Origin of the sequence: Paenibacillus terricola, assembly GCF_014779765.1 — a bacterium.
GTDB classification, from domain to species: domain Bacteria; phylum Bacillota; class Bacilli; order Paenibacillales; family Paenibacillaceae; genus Paenibacillus_T; species Paenibacillus_T terricola.
On sequence record NZ_JACXZA010000004.1, the window covers coordinates 290697 to 308443 of the forward strand.

Annotated in this window: 19 protein-coding genes; 12 read left to right on the forward strand and 7 right to left on the reverse strand. The window is 51.0% G+C overall.

Annotation, left to right across the window (positions count from 1 at the left end):
• Window positions 1–18 precede the first annotated feature (18 nt).
• Window positions 19–876 carry a class II fructose-1,6-bisphosphate aldolase gene (fba, locus tag H8B09_RS17450; RefSeq protein WP_191204831.1) on the forward strand — a complete coding sequence of 286 codons (858 nt, stop codon included), beginning with the start codon at window positions 19–21 and terminating at the stop codon, window positions 874–876.
• 167 nt (window positions 877–1043) lie between these two features.
• Complete coding sequence (locus H8B09_RS17455; RefSeq protein ID WP_191205154.1) at window positions 1044–1400, forward strand: nucleotide excision repair endonuclease; 357 nt, start codon at window positions 1044–1046, stop codon at window positions 1398–1400.
• 57 nt (window positions 1401–1457) lie between these two features.
• Here H8B09_RS17455 and H8B09_RS17460 read toward each other — a convergent pair whose 3' ends face one another.
• A complete protein-coding gene (locus tag H8B09_RS17460) occupies window positions 1458–1886 on the reverse strand; it encodes a DUF2752 domain-containing protein (protein ID WP_224753705.1) in 429 nt (142 codons plus the stop codon).
• Window positions 1849–2193, reverse strand: coding sequence for a DUF4234 domain-containing protein (locus tag H8B09_RS17465; RefSeq protein ID WP_191204833.1), 345 nt, complete (start codon window positions 2191–2193; stop codon window positions 1849–1851). Before H8B09_RS17465 ends, H8B09_RS17460 begins: the two co-directional genes overlap by 38 nt.
• Before the next feature lie 165 nt (window positions 2194–2358).
• Between H8B09_RS17465 and H8B09_RS17470 the strand changes: the two genes are divergently transcribed.
• Window positions 2359–3381 (forward strand): phosphotransferase enzyme family protein, encoded by a 1023-nt coding sequence (locus H8B09_RS17470; protein WP_191204834.1) that lies wholly within the window; start codon window positions 2359–2361, stop codon window positions 3379–3381.
• Between the two features lie 112 nt (window positions 3382–3493).
• On the opposite strand, the gene H8B09_RS17475 is transcribed toward H8B09_RS17470, so the two are convergent.
• The gene (locus H8B09_RS17475; protein WP_191204835.1) at window positions 3494–4783 is read right to left on the reverse strand and encodes a TraB/GumN family protein; all 1290 of its coding nucleotides are present in this window, start codon (window positions 4781–4783) and stop codon (window positions 3494–3496) included.
• A 339-nt stretch (window positions 4784–5122) separates the two neighbouring features.
• Here H8B09_RS17475 and H8B09_RS17480 point away from each other — a divergent pair, with 339 nt between their 5' ends.
• Window positions 5123–5542, forward strand: coding sequence for a universal stress protein (locus tag H8B09_RS17480; protein ID WP_191204836.1), 420 nt, complete (start codon window positions 5123–5125; stop codon window positions 5540–5542).
• 114 nt (window positions 5543–5656) lie between these two features.
• On the opposite strand, the gene H8B09_RS17485 is transcribed toward H8B09_RS17480, so the two are convergent.
• Both H8B09_RS17485 and H8B09_RS17490 read right to left on the reverse strand, forming a co-directional pair.
• Complete coding sequence (locus tag H8B09_RS17485) at window positions 5657–7123, reverse strand: methyl-accepting chemotaxis protein (protein WP_191204837.1); 1467 nt, start codon at window positions 7121–7123, stop codon at window positions 5657–5659.
• Between the two features lie 533 nt (window positions 7124–7656).
• Complete coding sequence (locus H8B09_RS17490; RefSeq protein WP_397376082.1) at window positions 7657–8217, reverse strand: hypothetical protein; 561 nt, start codon at window positions 8215–8217, stop codon at window positions 7657–7659.
• Window positions 8218–8415: 198 nt separating this feature from the next.
• Between H8B09_RS17490 and H8B09_RS17495 the strand changes: the two genes are divergently transcribed.
• The gene (locus tag H8B09_RS17495; RefSeq protein WP_191204839.1) at window positions 8416–9303 is read left to right on the forward strand and encodes a response regulator; all 888 of its coding nucleotides are present in this window, start codon (window positions 8416–8418) and stop codon (window positions 9301–9303) included.
• Window positions 9304–9398: 95 nt separating this feature from the next.
• Here the strand turns inward: H8B09_RS17495 and H8B09_RS17500 are convergent, their stop codons facing one another.
• Window positions 9399–10475, reverse strand: a complete 1077-nt coding sequence (locus H8B09_RS17500; protein ID WP_224753706.1) for an LLM class flavin-dependent oxidoreductase — start codon at window positions 10473–10475, stop codon at window positions 9399–9401.
• A 269-nt stretch (window positions 10476–10744) separates the two neighbouring features.
• On the opposite strand from H8B09_RS17500, the gene H8B09_RS17505 reads away from it, so the two are divergent.
• On the forward strand, window positions 10745–11059 hold the full coding sequence (locus tag H8B09_RS17505) for a hypothetical protein (RefSeq protein ID WP_191204840.1): 315 nt from the start codon (window positions 10745–10747) through the stop codon (window positions 11057–11059).
• 474 nt (window positions 11060–11533) lie between these two features.
• Here the strand turns inward: H8B09_RS17505 and H8B09_RS17510 are convergent, their stop codons facing one another.
• Window positions 11534–11989 carry a hypothetical protein gene (locus H8B09_RS17510; RefSeq protein WP_191204841.1) on the reverse strand — a complete coding sequence of 152 codons (456 nt, stop codon included), beginning with the start codon at window positions 11987–11989 and terminating at the stop codon, window positions 11534–11536.
• A gap of 296 nt (window positions 11990–12285) precedes the next feature.
• Here H8B09_RS17510 and H8B09_RS17515 point away from each other — a divergent pair, with 296 nt between their 5' ends.
• From H8B09_RS17515 to thiM, 6 genes are all read left to right on the forward strand, one after another.
• Window positions 12286–13311: an SDR family oxidoreductase gene (locus H8B09_RS17515; RefSeq protein WP_191204842.1), complete on the forward strand. Its 1026-nt coding sequence runs from the start codon at window positions 12286–12288 to the stop codon at window positions 13309–13311.
• A gap of 21 nt (window positions 13312–13332) precedes the next feature.
• Complete coding sequence (locus H8B09_RS17520; protein WP_191204843.1) at window positions 13333–13938, forward strand: pentapeptide repeat-containing protein; 606 nt, start codon at window positions 13333–13335, stop codon at window positions 13936–13938.
• A gap of 81 nt (window positions 13939–14019) precedes the next feature.
• Window positions 14020–14484 (forward strand): heme-degrading domain-containing protein, encoded by a 465-nt coding sequence (locus H8B09_RS17525; protein ID WP_191204844.1) that lies wholly within the window; start codon window positions 14020–14022, stop codon window positions 14482–14484.
• 316 nt (window positions 14485–14800) lie between these two features.
• A complete protein-coding gene (locus H8B09_RS17530) occupies window positions 14801–15661 on the forward strand; it encodes a MerR family transcriptional regulator (RefSeq protein ID WP_191204845.1) in 861 nt (286 codons plus the stop codon).
• A 65-nt stretch (window positions 15662–15726) separates the two neighbouring features.
• The gene (locus H8B09_RS17535) at window positions 15727–16653 is read left to right on the forward strand and encodes an NAD-dependent epimerase/dehydratase family protein (RefSeq protein WP_224753707.1); all 927 of its coding nucleotides are present in this window, start codon (window positions 15727–15729) and stop codon (window positions 16651–16653) included.
• A 265-nt stretch (window positions 16654–16918) separates the two neighbouring features.
• Window positions 16919–17725 carry a hydroxyethylthiazole kinase gene (gene thiM, locus H8B09_RS17540; RefSeq protein WP_191204847.1) on the forward strand — a complete coding sequence of 269 codons (807 nt, stop codon included), beginning with the start codon at window positions 16919–16921 and terminating at the stop codon, window positions 17723–17725.
• Window positions 17726–17747: the final 22 nt, after the last annotated feature.

The following is a 17747-nucleotide window of genomic DNA, read 5'->3' on the forward strand; positions in this document are numbered from 1 at the left end:
TTTTAAGGAGGATTTACAATGGCATTGGTTTCGATGAAAGAAATGCTTATCAAAGCTCTGGCGGAAGGTTATGCAGTTGGTCAATTCAACATCAATAACCTCGAGTGGACGCAAGCGATCCTGGCGGCAGCTCAAGAAGAGAAATCGCCAGTTATTCTGGGCGTATCCGAAGGCGCAGCTCGTTACATGGGCGGCTTCAAAGTTGTTACGGCAATCGTTAAATCCCTGATCGAAGAAGGTAACATCACGGTTCCAGTGGCAATCCACCTCGACCATGGTTCTAGCGTTGACAAATGTAAAGCGGCTATCGACGCAGGCTTCACGTCTGTTATGATCGACGCTTCGCATGATCCGATCGAAGAGAACATCCGCATCACTTCGGAAGTTGTTGAATACGCTCATGCACGCGGCGTTTCGGTAGAAGCTGAAGTTGGTACGGTTGGCGGCCAAGAGGACGACGTAGTAGCTGAAGGCGTTATCTACGCTGATATCAATGAGTGCAAAGCGATCGTTGAACGCACAGGCATCGACTGCCTCGCGCCAGCGCTTGGTTCCGTTCATGGTCCTTACAAAGGCGAGCCTAAACTGGGCTTTGCTGAAATGGAAGAAATCTGCAAAACGATCAGCCTGCCACTCGTATTGCACGGCGGCACAGGTATCCCTACGGAGCACATCCAAAAGGCGATCGCACGCGGTACGGCTAAAATCAACGTTAACACGGAAAACCAAATCGCATTCACGAAAGTTGCTCGTGAGATCCTCACGAACGACCATGACGTTTACGATCCACGTAAATTCCTGGCTCCAGGCCGTGAAGCGATCAAAACGACGGTTATCGGTAAAATCCGCGAGTTCGGTTCGTCGAACAAAGCGTAATCCATATACAATGGACAAGGGTTGGACCCGCTGCATCAGCAGTGGTCCAGCCCTTTTTATATGCCGTATAGAAGCGCCGCTGCCCTTGTTCATGCTGAAAATGGTGTTGTGCGGAAATATATGATAGTGTGATGATAGATGCAGTTAACGACGAGGGAGTGAACGACGTGATTACGATCACGATGCCAGCAATGGATGTTTCGATCGAGAAGCAGAAGAACCCGCAGATGAGCAACATTTATGGGTTTACCGATTTCCATCTCATCACGCGGGAGAAGGGCGGTATTTTCTTATTCTACAATGACCGGCAGGAGCTGCTGTTCGTTGGGAAGGCGCGCAAGCTGCGGCCGCGGATCAAGAAGCACTTTGAAGATACCGTATCGCCGATGAAGAACTACCGTGATGAGGTAGCAACCATCGAGGTTTATGTTGTTGAGGATGCGGTTGAACGTGAAATATACGAGACCTATATCATCAATAAATACCGCGCGAAGTACAACGTGGAGAAGGTACTGTACAAGTAAAATAATGCTCACATACAAAAGCGCTGCAGAATCATTCTGCAGCGCTTTTGTTCCTGTTTAATCGATGATAGTCGGGGCTAAGAAGTCGCCGATCGGAATATTGCGAACGATGCCGAACGCAATCGTGAGGGTTAGCATGACCGCCATTACGGCACGTCCTGCCCGTCGATGCTGCAGTCTCATGCACAGCCAGTAGACCGCATACATTGGAGCAAGCGTGAAGACCAGCGGATTATACCGGAGCGCTTGGGCAACTTGACCATGCAGCAGGCTGAGCGCTGCCCGCGTAATGCCGCAGCCAGGGCAGTATAAACCCGTTACAAGGTGGAACACGCAAGGGATGCCGATATCTGTAAGCGGAAGCCATATCAGCAAGTACAGCAGACCGGCACAGGCGATTAGTGAACCGCGGATCAGAAGGCGACGCCCCGCCGGATCAACTGAGAGGTTACGCCAACCGGTTAACATCCAATTGTACGATTGCATAAGTCACAATGCCGAGACCGAAGAAATTCAATACGAGGTACAAGATCGAGTTGTCGGATGCGATCATGCCGCGTTGACGTTGCGCTTCTTGCACTTGTTTACCAACCTGGTAAGCCCACACATAGGACCAGATGCCGCAAGTGACAAGCGTAAGCAGGAAGTGCTTGCCTCCCGTAAAGTTATGATCTCCGCTTAATTTGCCCACATCATTGGTCAATACAATGAACCAATAAATACCGTAGATGCCGCACGTAATCAGAGTAAGGATAATAGATACTGCAATATTTCTTTGTGTGACATGAACCATTGGACACCATCCTGAACGTATTTTTACAAGGTCATCTACTATAAGAGAGCAGAACCTATTATTCCTATATCGACATCGAATTGATAGTTCTTTAGATCTACTGGTTGACGCTCTAACATTTTGAAATTAACATATGGGATATTATAGGGAACGGGGGATGCATCTTTGATCAGTCCTAGTAGAGAAGAAGAACGCTTAGCAGCATCCGCTGCAGACAAGTACGGTTTCAGCATGGAACGAGTTCGTTATCTCGGAGGAAGCCAGAATCAAATATATGCATACGAGCATGAGGGAAATGCCTATATCATTAGATTTACGCCGGTGAGCAACCGCACCGAGCAGCAAGTGCTAAGTGAATTGGACTGGATCCAGTATCTTGCTGATAATGGAATCGCCGTATCTGCGCCTGTGTTATCGCTCGACGGCAAGTTGACCGAGCAGATCATGCTGGCGGATGGTAGTGCTTGTCACTGTATCGTATTCGGGCGAGCGCCAGGCAAACAAGTGCCGTATCCTGATTGTCTGAAGGATAATGCCCTGTACGAGCGGCTTGGCGAACTAACGGGCAGACTTCATGCCTTGTCGCGCACTTATCAGCCGTCGGATGACGCGATGACACGTCGGCATGATTGGAGCGACAACTGGTTTCTTCGCCATATTGACCTGATTCCAGCAACACAGCATTTGGTCCGCAGTAGTTATAACCGACTGCTGGACGAGCTGCGGGCTTTGTCGCAGGACCCAGAAGCGTATGGGCTCATACATGGCGATATAAACGTAGGCAATTTCACGGTGGATGAGCAGGGAACCATCACGTTGTTTGATTTTGATGAAGCCGAGTACAGCTGGTTTGTCGAGGATATTGCGATTCAACTGTATTACCTCGTCTATGTCTATGGGGGAGAAGAGGGAAGAGCGAGCCGCAAAGAGCAGGCAGGTCGCTTCATGGAGCATTTCATGCAGGGTTATGAACGCGAGTATAGGCTGGACCGTCAGTGGCTGCGCTTGATGCCGCTGTTCCTACGCGTACGGGAGCTGATTGTTTACATCGGAGCGTTCCGACGCTGGGATGGCGTTGATGAGACGTTCAGCAGTTCAGACAATCAATGGTTCAAGGATTGGATTGCGGAGAGTCGGCACCGCATTGAGCAGGGCATTCCGATCGTCGATATTTGGACGGAGCAATAATAAGCATTACGGACTTTCCCATTCATGCACAAAAGCCTCCAGAATAACCGCGCCGTTGAGGCGCGGAGGATTCTGGAGGCTTCTTCCTACTGTAATGATGAAGTCCGGTAGACTATTGCTTCTCTACCGTGTATCCGTCTTTCGTCAACTGCGTGACGATGCCGTCATCGCCAATCATATGCAGGCTGCCGACTGCGACGAAATACGTCTTGTGCTCGGTGCTGTTCAGGAAGCCCTCAATCTTGTTGGTCATTCCTTTATTGCGATCGGCGATGAACGCTTGGTAGTATTCATGATCTACGTTTTGCTGCGCATTCGTGAGCGTAAGAAGTGTAGTCTCATCTCCAGTCTTCCACATGTTGAGTAGCGCGTCGACTGCGTTCTGGTCTTCACCTGAGCTAGGATCGTTATAAGCTTTGATTGCATCGACCAATAGGCTTTCCTGTAGGTCTGCAGAGAGATTATCGAATAGGCCATATTGTTGTTCGGCCGTCTCCAGCTGAACAATTGGTTTACTCGATTTCAGAGCTTGCTGCATCAAGTACTGGTCAATGCCGAGCTCAGCCTGGTAGCCGGCATCGCTGATCATTAATGAAGGGATTGTTAGGGAAACAACCCACGGCTCATATTTGTCCAGCGTGTTCTCGGGAGCCCCTAGGCCCTTCAGAATAGCAGTAACTCCTTTATAGGTGTCGGCCGATACATGATCTTTCAGCGTGGTGCCGTCTTTATAAGTGCCTAAGTCATCGAGGATTGCGCCGATTTGCTCCTGCGTGTACTGCGTCAAATCAACCTCGACGCCAAGGTAGTCGGCGGACTTGAAGGCCGCTTCAAGCTCTGGGCGAAGCGGATACGTCGCTTTGTCGGCCACGTGGATCGTGCCGAGCAGGTAGACCGTGTTTCCGTTCTTCTCGACCTTCCACATAAATCCCTTGCTTTGTGCAGCCGCTTGGACCACAGGGGATGTCAGCGAAATGGTATGCGTGGCTTGCGCCCAGCTTACATTGTAGCCGGTCGACTGGCCAACGAAGCGCAGCGGTACGAAGGTGACGTTATGGACGATGCGGGCCGCAGTCGTGAGCGTCACCTTCTCGCCGTTAACGGTTGCTGTTTTGCTGCCGATTTGCAGGCTGAAGGATAAGTCGCCTTTGGCGCCGGATACGGTTTTTGTCGTGTTATTCCATGACAGGTCGATGCTCAGCGTCTCAAATAAGGAACGCATAGGTACAAACGTTGTACCGTTGTCGACGAATGGCTCTGCCGAGCCCTCGCCTAGTTGGATCGGCTTGCCGTCCAGCAGGACCGTTGTGGATGGCTGCGCAGCAGCATAGCTGGTCGCCGAGAAGACGGATAACATGACGATTAGTGCAAGCAATAGAGAACTTAACTTTTTCAATTTCATGCGGACGTAATCTCCTTCATTCGTTGGAATGTCTGACTGATGGCCAGATGGAGTGGATTCGACACTGGATAACCAAATTCCTTTTGCTGGAAAATGGTTGTGATCCATTTTGACTACTTAAATTCCACATGTTCAAACAATATCCACAAATTTACTTGCGAGTACTCGAGTTGGCTGCACGCAAGTTTACACGGCAGGACCAGCGGTTATGGTCGTTCCTCTTTAGGAGATGGGATACTCTGATTATCCATTCATGTTATTGACGTTTACGTTAGCGTTAGTATTGGGTTATAATAAGAATAGCAAGGACGAAACCATTGTCGAGGAGGCGCATACCAGATGTATAACCGAATTGTTGTTCCGATTGACGGGTCACCGCAAGCATGGAAGGCACTCGATCATGCCATTGATCTGGCTCATGCGCACTCATCTGTTCGTTTGACCGCACTTCACGTCGACGCATCCGTTTCCCTGAATGAGCCGGTATTTGGAACAGAGCTGGATCATGCTGTTGCTGCAGAGGACAAGCAAGTAATCGATTCTGCGATTCGCAAGCTTACGTCGGCTGGCGTAAATTTTCAAGCGATGCATCAGTCAGGAAGCCCATCTGAAGTGATCTGTCAGACCGCCACACAAGAGCAAGCGGATCTCATTGTAATGGGCAGCCGAGGACTTGGCCTTGTGAAGGAAATGCTGCTCGGAAGTGTGAGTCATGCCGTCGCCCAGCACGCGATTTGCCCTGTACTGCTAGTCAAATAATGATTGTCCGATTGTAGGATAACGATGATAAAAAGGACCTCAGTCTCGCTATACAGCGAGGGACTGAGGTCCTTTCATATGTATGTGCAATTCCTGAGATCGGCGGGACCGTTGTTACTTCCGATCGGTCATTCGGCTAAGATCCGAGGTCAGCTTGTCCAACTGCAGGAAGCTCTCGACAACCTCGAGAATGCGGCTGTCCTGCGTAGTCATGCTGGCAGACATCTCCTCAATCGAGGCCATATTCTCCTCGGTAATGCTTGCGATCGTTACGATCTGGTCCGTAATCCGCGTATACTGTTCATGCAGCTCGTTCGCGGATCGATCCACCTGTGACGATTGCTGCTCCAGATGGATGGCGTCTTGGGTGAGCGAGCGCATAACTTCGACAACCTTCTGTACGGCAGTGCTGCCATCTGCGACCGACTGCTGGCCTTGAAGTACCTGCTCGGCGGCTTGAAGCGTTTTCGATCGGATGCTCTCTAGAATCGTTTCAATCTCCTCTGTCGACTGCTGCGAGGTTTCAGCGAGCTTGCGGATTTCGTGCGATACGACGCCAAAGCCTTTGCCATGCTCGCCTGCGCGCGCAGCCTCGATCGCGGCATTCAGAGCAAGCAGGTTCGTCTGGGTGGAAATATGCTTGATCGTTGCGAGGATATCGCTGATTTGCGTGTTCTGCTCGCCAAGCTCATTCATCAGCTTCGCTGCCGTGTCGATCGTCCCGTGCACTTGCTTCATCTGCGTATCCAGCGATTCCGCTTCTTCGCTGCCAACCTTCGTCAGCTGTGCCGAGCTTACGGAGAGCTGCGTCATCTCTGTCGAGCGGTCAGCAAGGGATGTAACGGATTGCTCAATGTAGCGAATGGACTCGCTAATATCGTTGATGCTGGATGTCTGTGTTTCAATGCTGGACGTAATCTCTGTGAAGGCGGTCGTTACTTCTTTGGAGATTGTGCCTGTGGAAGTGATGTTTGTTTTCAGGTTGGAACTGAAGTCATTGAGCATAGAGACCGAAGCAGATACTTGACCGACGAGATCGAGCGAATGGTTCTTCTCTTGAATGGCTTCCTCACGCTGCTTGAATACTTCATTCTGCAGACGTTCGCTGAACCTTGTTGAAGCGAAGAGCGGGATGGCAATCATGAAGAAGTACATGAACATCGTCACGATGTCGTTCTCGCCGAATACCTCTGCCCCGTATTGTTCAAATAGCACAACCGTAAGCGCAGCGCCCATCAATGAGGAAAACGCAATTGCCCGGGAGCTGGAGTACAATGTCATAATGGCCAGATTGACATAGACAAGGAAGTAGGTCGTAATGATTGGACCCGTATAAACCAATAAATACGTTAGAACTGTCACGATCGTTGAGATGAAATACATGATGTACTCGGTCAACCAGCGTTTCATGTGCAGGATCGTCGTTAATCCGCATGTAATCGTCCCGACGATTGCGAGCATGATGATAGAGTCTGCACCCGCGTTAGTAAGAGTGTCGACGACAACCCCAAGGAGCAGCATCCCCCATATGATATAGACAAGCAGTTTGTTGCGGCGGTGCAATGTTTCTAGAAAATCCACAATTCATCCTCCTTTACTAGTTATATTTACGGATAATTAGCTCAATAATAGCACAAAGCGGCAATATTCGACATAATTTTAGTAAAATTTTGCTATTATTTGCCGGCGGCTGCGTCATTTCATAATCCGTATTATGGAACGGCTGTTTGTTTGCCGTACGCAAGTTGTGCTAACGAATCTAACAAAACTTACTGTCACAACCTAGAAGCGATGTTGGCATTAATGAACGGAGCTATTCTTATTTGATATCGGCAGGGAATTATTAGTCGATTAGTCCACAAATAAGATTACATGAATTCTTTACATGATCAGACGTGAAAGACTGTCTATATTAAGCTTTCTGAAGTTCGTCTGCATAGGCGGGAGAAGGTTAAGTACGGGGTAGCTGAAGGTGGAGTATGGAGAAACACATGCGTGTGTTGTCCTAAAGTGTATGTACAACGGCAAAAGGCATCCCATCACGGGTCCCATCACGGGATGCCTTTCTCATCTATTAGGCGGGACAATCTGAAGTCCTTACGTTGGCTCGCAACTTATTTCGCGTACCATCCACCTGTGTTTTTGTGCCAAGGTTTCCAGACGGGCTGCTTCTTACTCGACTTGTTGATGGCTTTGCCCCCGCCGCCAACTGCTTGCTGCTGCCGTGTGCCAGGGCTCTCGATGGCGGAGTTCGTGCCGCTTGTGCTGTATTTGCCGGCGCCGCTTGCTACTTGGGTAGCCGAGGCATTCGCAGCGTTCTTCGGAAGCTTCACAATCTGATCGTTGAGGACGATAATGACTTCTTTGCGGTGAGCGCGATGTGCATGCTGCTGCCCATGCTTGCTATGAGATCCATAACCGCGACCCAGACGGCTGTGTTTCTCAGGCGACCAGACATTCTTGGCGGTTCCGCCCGCACCCACGCTCTGCTGCTGCTGCGTATGCGGCGACTTGATTGCTGCGTTGCTGCCTGCCGCGCTGCTGCGTCCTGCTCCGCTTGCGAGCTGCGTCGTGTTCGGTGCATTCGTGAACTGATGGTTGACCACGAATACGAGTCTATCAATGCCGTGAAGCGGCGTCCGAGTAATGATCCGCTTGCCGCGTTTCTCAATAATAACGGTCAGACGATCCCTTCGTTTGGACACATTGACCCTCCTCAATTGGACTTGATTAAGTATATGTCCTCCTCTAGCAACGGCAAGGGATGGATGCCGTCTGTATGTATTTCTATATCGGTTGTTGACTCTGGAGCGGCTCCAACGTTTAGAATGGGAATTGTTCCGGAACAAGCAAGCATCCATGGAGGTTTCTTAATGTACAAAATCGGTGAGCTATCGGAAATGACAGGTCTGCAGACCGATACGATTCGTTACTATGAGAAAATCGACCTGCTGAAGCCTAGCCGCGTCGATCCTAACAATGGTTATCGTTACTACAGCAATGACAATGCGAAGCGGCTTTTTGCCATTATCGAGTGGAAGAAGTACGGCTTCAGTCTCGACACAATACGTGAGCTGATGCAATGCACTGATAACGAGCGGCTACGAGAAGTGTTCGGACATAAGCTCAAACAGCTAGATATGGAGCGTAATCAATTGGATAAGACGATGCGAATTCTTCAGCAGCGATTCAATGCGATGATGGAGGATTCCACTATGGGACGAAACAGAGTGCTTCTTATTGATGATTCGGCGTTCATGCGAATGATGCAGACAGATGGTTTGAACAAACACGGATATGAAGTAGTGGGCGAAGCGGAGGAGGGGGAAGCGGGAATCAAGCAATTTGAGACACTGAGCTCCGATCTAGTCGTCATAGATATTGGACTGCCCGATATGGATGGCGTGGCGGTCGCCCGTACAATACGTGAGATGGACAAAGGGGTACATATCGTAATGTGCTCTGCACGTGGGCATATCAGTCAAATCGTAGCATCCTTACAGGCGGGGGCTGACGAATTCGTCGTCAAACCGTTTCAGATGGAGACGCTGGTCGCCGCTGCGGAACGCGAGCAACGGGACGGGTACGAGGAATCTACGATGTCGGCGCTGCTGGCAGATCGTCGTATCGCCGAGAATGTGAATCATGTACTTTCTCAGCCGGTGATCGACGCTTTACTTCATGTGTGCAGAGAAGGCTTTCGACCAGGCGATGACGCTTATGAATCATTCTGGAATGATGTATCCATCATGACCCCGTAATGAGAAGAAGAGAATCAACAAAAACCAGCGGCGGCCCTAGACCTTATCCGGTCCTGGGCTGCCGCTGGTTCATCTCTCGGTTATGCAGCTGCTGTTTACTTTCCGTTCGACTCCAGACGAGCGAGTTCCTTATGAACGATTGGCGCGACCTTCGTGCCGAGCAGCTCGATCGCGCGAAGCACCTCGCGGTGCGGCATCGTGCCGACGTTCACGTGCAGGAAGAAGCGCGTGAGGCCAAGGTTCTTCCGCAGCAGAACGATTTTCTCTGCGACATATTCAGGGTCGCCTACATAAAGCGCGCCGCGCGGGCTGCGCGAAGCGTCGTAAGTGGCGCGGTCATAAGCACGGCCCCAGCCGCGTTCGCTGCCGATCTTGGTCATCTGTGCTGCCGTTGGCGCATAGAACGATTCGACTGCCTGCTCCATCGTATCGGCGATAAAGCCATGCGAGTGCGATGCAATTTGCAGCTTCGACGGATCATGGCCAGCTTGCAGCGCCGCACGCTTATACAGATCAACAAGCGGCGCGAAGCTCTCCGGCATACCGCCGATAATCGCGAACGCAACAGGCAATCCGAGCATACCTGCGCGAATAGCCGACTCTGGATTGCCGCCTGTAGCGATCCACACCGGCAGCGGCTCCTGTACTGCACGCGGATAGATGCCCAGATCCTTGATCGCTGGGCGATGGCCGCCGCGCCACGTTACTTTCTCCGACTTGCGGATTTCGAGCAGCAGCTCCAGCTTCTCATCGAACAGCTCGTTGTAGTCGTCGAGGCTGTAACCGAACAGCGGGAACGATTCGACGAACGAGCCGCGGCCGGCCATAATCTCCGCACGACCGTTCGAGATGCCGTCCAACGTAGCGAACTGTTGATATACACGGACCGGGTCATCGGATGACAGGACGGTTACCGCGCTAGACAGCCGAATGTTCTTGGTCATTCCAGCAGCTGCTGCAAGTACGATAGCAGGCGCGCTGCCCGCGTAGTCCGGGCGATGATGCTCGCCGATCCCATAGACATCGAGTCCGACTTGATCCGCCAGCACGATCTCTTCCACTGCATTGCGCAGACGCTCTGCATGATTGACTGCCTCACCGGTTACCGGATGAGGTGTCGCCTCCAGAAAGGTACTAATCCCTATCTCCATCTTTTTTGCCGAATCAGCCATTCGCTATCGCCTCCATATGTAAGTATGAATAGTGTACTAAATTTTTATTAACTATAAAAGGGTAAGTGCATTTTCTTGCCACATAAGAATTTTTAAGTTCTCGTGTTTCTCGAAAAACGAACCTTATTGGCTATAAAACCCACCGCTAAACGCGGTCGCTCATCATCGAATTGCGTCGATAGAGGTTTTCTTACTTTTTATTTCTAGGCAGGTCCACTAGTGAACAGGTCACCTTCGTACACATATTGTGTACGAAGGTGGTGATAACAATGACACAAACACTCGTGGATTGGATCACATACTGCCTGCTGGGCATCTTCGGCCTAATGATTATCGACTTCTTAATAGCGTTCGCCCTATCCTTCTGGGCAGGAACATTCGAAGTCACATTCCTTCCTTATTTGAAGGACATCGTATTCTACGTGCTTCCGCTCAACTTCATCCTATCGATGGTATCCATCGATCCGACGGAATGGACGCTCATCGTCCTCTATTTCGTAGGGGCGCTGTCCGTTATGATCAAGTATGTGCGGGATATTATAAGGAGATTCCGTCCGGCGGAGGCGGCAGGCGACAATGAATAATGTCCGCAGCAACCAGCATGCAAGCCCGTTCCTTCCGTTCCCACGGATGTGATCGGGCTTGTTCAGTTTTAGATCAAATTTTCTAGTGCGAGGGCTATACCATCATTACGTTTATCCATGAAACGTATCATCCTATATAATGCAGTTAATGATACAGAACGGAATACGGATAGGGAATGTCCTGGCTATATGGAAAAGAAGACAGAAAAACGGGGATTCCGCGGATAGTCAAGCAACTGGAGCACTCATGCATTGTACGATGGTGCTTTTGTTTTGCCTAAACTCGCAAACACATGTGATTTTGTAGGTCCTGGCGGAGAATACTAGAGCCTATTCATCTTTATGATGCTGTCGGTGTAAAAGATCATATATAACAACGTATGGTAATTATAAGGCTGATGCTAACTCCGACGTTGAGTCGGTTGAGAAAAGAAAAAAAGCACTCTGATTGAGTGCTTACACAATGGTTTCCAATTAAATAATAGTTAGATAGAAACTATAAGGCAAAGTTGTTGAATAGTCCTTTCCTGTCTGTCCCCTAACTTGATAGTAAACCGTCTCCCCAGGATTAACAGTACTAATCCCAAAAGAGTCTAATCCTCCTGGTCCGTTATCACTTGCGGATGATATAGCTCCGGTAGATCCGTTAAAATAAAACATAACATTAAGATCATAATTTTTACCCGCAGGAGACTGCAATCTAGCTTCGAGGGCGACAGACCTACCAGTGTCATTTGTCCATTTATACCAGTCGACATCAACGCTCGAATTAATAGTTGTCGTCACACCATTAAGCGGACCGTTTAATGAATAGGCATCTGCGAGTGAATCCGCCCAACCATCATAAGCATAAACAGAAGACGCACCGAATAACAACATGGCTGAAGTCATTACTCCAATAACAAGTTTTTTACCAACCTTCTTCGACATTTTCAACTTCCCTCCTATGTAGTCCACATACAAACACTACTTGGATTTCATTTTACATAAAAGGATAATATTAGTATATGGTATATTACTCCTGAATTATTGGGACCCCTTAGATAATTTCAATAGGAATTGAATAGTTGCAACCAGCATGCAAGCCCGTTCCATCCGCTCCTCGGATGTGAATGGGCTTGTGTCATTTTCGTTAAAGTTTGCAGTAGGGAGGCAGGCTTTCAGCATACGTTGACGAATCTAATAAAGGTCAAAGACTGAATCCTAACACTTGCGGAGGTGCACGAATGAGAGCGCTTTTTATTGGAGGAACAGGCATTATCAGCTCGGCCATCACGCGTCAATTGGCGGCACAGGGCTGTGAACTGTATTTGCTGAACCGGGGTAACAACAACGCGAAGCTGCCGGAAGGTGTGCGTGTGATTCAAGCTGATATTAATGACGAGCAGCAGGTTGCGAAGCTGATCGAGGATCTGGAATTCGACGTTGTCGCGGATTTCATCGCCTTCGTACCGGCACAGCTGGAGCGCGATTATCGGTTGTTCAAGGGCAAGACGAAGCAGTTTATGTTCATTAGCTCGGCATCGGCGTATCAGACTCCACTGTCCGACTATCGGATTACGGAAGGTACGCTGCTGGCCAATCCATATTGGGAATACTCCCGTAACAAAATCGCCTGCGAGGAGTATCTCATCAAGCAGTACCGCGAGGAAGGCTTCCCGATCACGATCGTTCGACCAAGCCACACGTACGATGAGCGTTTCATTCCGCTAGGCGTACATGGCAGCAAAGGCGCTTGGCAGGTAGCGAAGCGAATGCTCGAAGGCAAGCCCGTTATTATTCACGGGGACGGCACATCGCTCTGGACAATGACGCATAATTCCGATTTTGCGCGAGGATTCATTGGCCTTATGGGCAATATCCATGCCATCGGCGAAGCGGTACATATTACGTCGGACGAGTCTCTTACGTGGAACCAGATTTACGAATCGATTGCCAATGCGCTTGGCGTGAAGCTGAATGCGGTGCATGTCGCTACCGATTTCCTCGCAGCATGCAGTACAGAAGACTATCGCGGTGGCTTGCTAGGCGACAAATCCAACACCGTTGTGTTCGATAACTCGAAGTTGAAGCGACTCGTGCCGGACTTCGTTGCGACGACTCGGTTCGATCAAGGCGTTAAGCAGACGGTTCAGCATATTCTCGCGCATCCGGAGCTTCAAGTAGAGGATCCTGCATTCGACGCGTGGTGCGACAGGGTGATCGGTGCACTGGATACAGCGCGGAAGGCTGTCTTGCAACAGGAAGCGTAACAGGAAGGTTGTGCAACAAGAATGAATGTATTTACGGATGAGCATTACGAGTTAGTTGATTTCAGCGACCGCGACTTGAAGGAGGCGCAGTTCGTCCGCTGTACCTTCGAGAGCTGCACGTTCTCCAGCGGATCGCTGGAAGAGATCGAGACGAGCGGCTGTCGGTTTAACAGCTGTGATTTTCGCGGGGCGCTAATGAATGCTTCGACGCATACGGAGACGGCGTTTCTGAACTGTCAGTTCGGTGAAGCGAATCTGTTCGTCGCGAAGTTCGACCGCTGCAAGCTGACCGGCTCCGACTTCGTGAAGGCGCAGCTGGATGGCATTACAATTGTGCAGGGCGACTGGTCGTATGTGAATTTGCGTCACGCACGGCTGACGAAGCAAGATCTGCGAGGCGTCGCGTTCTATGAGGCGGATCTGGCTGGTGCGAATCTAGAAAAGGCAGATCTGCGTAAGGCTGATTTGTCGCGGGCGAACCTCGGACAAGCGAAGTTGAAAGGGGCCGACCTGCGCGGAGCTGAAGTCGACGGCGTCAACTGGCTGAACGTTGATGTGAAGGGCGTTCGAATGGACACGGCGCAGGCAACTGCTTTCTTACGCTGTTACGGCGCTAAAGTGGAGTAAACGAATAGCCACACAGCTAAGCGGGGAATGAGGATCGGACTTTTAGAATGACCTTTATAAGAGAAAGGGATTACGACGACAATGAGTGAACTGCTGAATACGCTGCTGGCCCAAGAGGAAGAGCTGCAGTTGAATGATTGGACGAACGAGGATGCTTTCCGTCTGGGCTGCCTGATCGTTGAGGTTGCGAAGGAGAGAGGCGTTGGCATCTCGGTTCATATCGAGAACGACGAACATCCGCTGTTCACGCACTATATGTCTGGCACGAACAAGGGCAACACCTACTGGATGAACGCGAAAAGCAATGTGGTGAACCGCTTCGGCCACAGCTCGCTCTACGTTGGCGAGACGTTCCGTTCGCAAGGTCAGTCGTTCCACGAAGGATCGGGTCTGCCGGAATCCGACTACCAAGGCGAGGGCGGTTCTTTCCCGATCGTCGTTCGCGGCCAAGGCAAGGTCGGCACGGTGACGGTATCCGGCTTGCCGGGCGAAGAGGATCATGCGGTTGCCGTTGAAGGCCTCCGCAGACTGCTGGCCAGCAAATAAAGAATACGAAAGCCCGGGAAAGCTTGTACAGGACAAGCTCTCGCGGGCTTTTTTTACAAGTATGATTACTGTTTCCCTCTACGATAGAGATCAACACTCTTGAAGCCTTCGCCTAAGATTAACTTCATCTCCTCGCGACGTTTCTCCCGTGTTTCCTCCTGCACCGCACTGTACACGTAACGCGCCCAGTCTCTGCGATGAACTTCTCCCGATAGGAGAAAACGACGGATGGAAGACGATCCCAAGGGGTGTCTTTCGCTGTATAATAAGCTGGACGCTCTAGAGCGTCCTCCCCCATGTTGAAAGGAAGGTAACCATGCGTCGGGATCAAATGTATGCGATTGGCCAAGCGGCAGAGATTTGCGATGTCTCCATTCAGACGCTGCGCTATTACGATAAAATCGGTCTCGTGAAGCCGGAGCATGTCGACCGGCAGTCGGGGTATCGGTATTATTCGAGTCGGAATTTGCTCCACGTGAAGATCGTGAAAGAAATGAAGCTGATGAATTTCTCGTTGGAGCAGATTGCAGCTATGCTGGAGCAAGGGGCGGCGGAGGGCATGAAGGCAGCCTATGCATTGAAGCATGCTGAGCTTCTGCAGCAGCAGCAGGAGCTCGAGCGGGCGCGTCTTATGGTTGAGCAGCGGCTGAAGCAGATCGATGAGCTGGAGCAGCTCAGTGCCGATCTGACTGAACTGGATGTATTGATCGAGCTCAAGCAGCTGCCAGATCGCTGCGTGGTTTATGACCGTGGATGGCATGGCATCGATATGGAGCCCGCTATTGCCCGGTTCGTTGGGCTGTTCCGGCTGATGGAGATGAACGGTCTGCAGCCGACGGGCTCAGGCATGTCGATCTATCACGAAGAGCTCTTGACCCTCGATCGGAGTCGTGCGGATATTGAGGTATGCGTCATGATTGCGGCGGAGATACCAGCGTCATCGCTCACGCGCATTGTTCCAGGCGGACGACATGTGACGGCGACGTATTGCGGCGCCCCGAACGAGCAGTCCTGCAAGCACGCATACGGCAGGATGCAGGAATGGATGACGCTCCATGGTTATCAAGCCAATGGACCTATGGTGGAGCAGTATTTGATCGATATGACGCAGATGATGAATCCGAATGATTTTATTGTGGAACTGCAAATTCCTGTTAAACACTCGTTGACTCTATAGCTGCTATAGGGTTTATCGTGTCATTAAAGGCAGCGGCGAGCCGCAATCCGTGAGAGGGGCAATTAATGATGCGAGTGATATTGGGAACAGGTCCGTTGGGCAAGTCGGTAATGAGGGAGCTTCTGAAGAGAGGCGAGCAAGTGACGATGGTCAATTCGAGCGGGCAGGCGGCCGTACCGGCAGGCGTCATCGTCAAGCGGGCGGATCTGATGGATCGGCAGCAGGTGATCAACGTCCTGCAAGGAGCTTCCGTCGTCTACCAATGCGCGGCTCCGCCATACCATCAATGGGATCGGCTTGAGCAGATGATGGATAATATTACGGCAGGCGCGATTGCAGCCAATGCGCGCTTGGTGTTTGGTGACAACCTGTACATGTATGGTCCGGTTCAAGGCGTCATTCATGAAGAGCTGCCGTATGCGGCGAATACGAGGAAAGGTCTTATTCGTGCAGAAGTGGCCCGCAAGCTGCTTGCGCTGAACCGAGATGGCGTCCTGCAGACGGTTATCGGCAGAGGATCGGATTTCTACGGACCAGAGGTGCTGACCTCTTCCGCAGGGGCGATGTTCTTCAAGCCGATTGTCGGAGGCAAGTCGACATCGGTGATGGGCGATCCGAATTGCAGGCACAGCTACACGTTTATTGATGACTTCGGCCGGGCACTTGTTGTACTTGGCGAGGATGAGGATGCGTTCGGTCAGGCATGGCATGTGCCAACAGCTGAGGCGACGACCATGCGGCAGTTCGCGGAGACGGCGTATCGTGCGGCAGGGTTCCAGCCTGCGAAGGTTCGAACGATGGGCAGAGGCATGCTTCGAATGGCTGGATTGTTCATGCCTGCGGCCAAAGAGACCATCGAGATGCTGTATCAGTTCGAGCGCGATTTTGTTATCGATACCCGCAAGTTCAGCGAGCGGTTCGGCATAGAGGCAACTCCCCTTGAGAAAGGGGTTGCGAGCACGGTAGAGTGGTTCCGCAGAAGGAGCAGCTAACGGAATACGGATGTTGTACCATTGTATTTTGACCCGATTTGTAATACACTGATCGCAATTGAATATATGCGGGAGCTTGTGGAAGCAGGCTGAGAGTACGACTAAACCGTCGTAGACCGAATGAACCTGTTGGATAATGCCAGCGTAGGGAAGCGTTCTTTCGTTATAGGTATACTTGATGACGCGTATACGCTGTGCTTGCTCCTGCAGGCAGAGCGTTTTTTTGTGTTTATTAATAAACTTCCGACAGAGAGGTAGATTAACAATGAACATCCAAGAAGTTAAGGATCTGCTAGGCAAAGTAAGAGCAGCGAACCCGCTCGTAACGAGCATGACGAATGTGGTCGTTACGAACTTTACAGCAAACGGCCTGCTGGCGCTGGGCGCTTCGCCGCTGATGGCGTATGCGAAGGAAGAAGTGGCAGACATCGCCCGCATCTCAGGCGCGCTCGTGCTCAACATCGGTACGCTGAATGAGACGGACGTAGCGGCAATGAAGATCGCAGGTCACTCTGCGAACGAACATGGCGTTCCGGTTGTATTCGATCCGGTAGGCGCAGGCGCAACGGCTTACCGTACGCGCGTATCACAAGAATTCATGAGCGAGATGAACGTATCGATCCTTCGCGGCAACGCGGCGGAAGTGGCGAACGTGGTTGGTCAAGCATGGCAGATCAAAGGCGTCGATGCTGGCGCAGGCGACGGCAATATTGTAGAGCTTGCACAGACGGCGGCTCGTCAATTGAACACGGTAGCGGTTGTTACAGGTCCGGATGATGTTGTTTCAGATGGTACGGACACGTACGTTGCGCACAATGGCGATGTGATTCTAACCCGCGTAACGGGAACGGGCTGCTTGCTGACATCGGTTATCGGCGCGTTCGCGGCTGTTGAACCGAATGCAGCGCGTGCGGCTGCGGCTGCATTGGTTGTCTATGGCGTTGCAGCGGAAATCGCTGCAAGCAAGACGAAGGATCAAGGTCCGGGCAGCTTCCAGATCGAGTTCCTGAATCAGCTGGCACTTGTGTCGGCAGACGATATCGAGCGTCTCGGCCGAATTGAGAAGCTGTAAGCAGACGGGGCTTATCGCCACG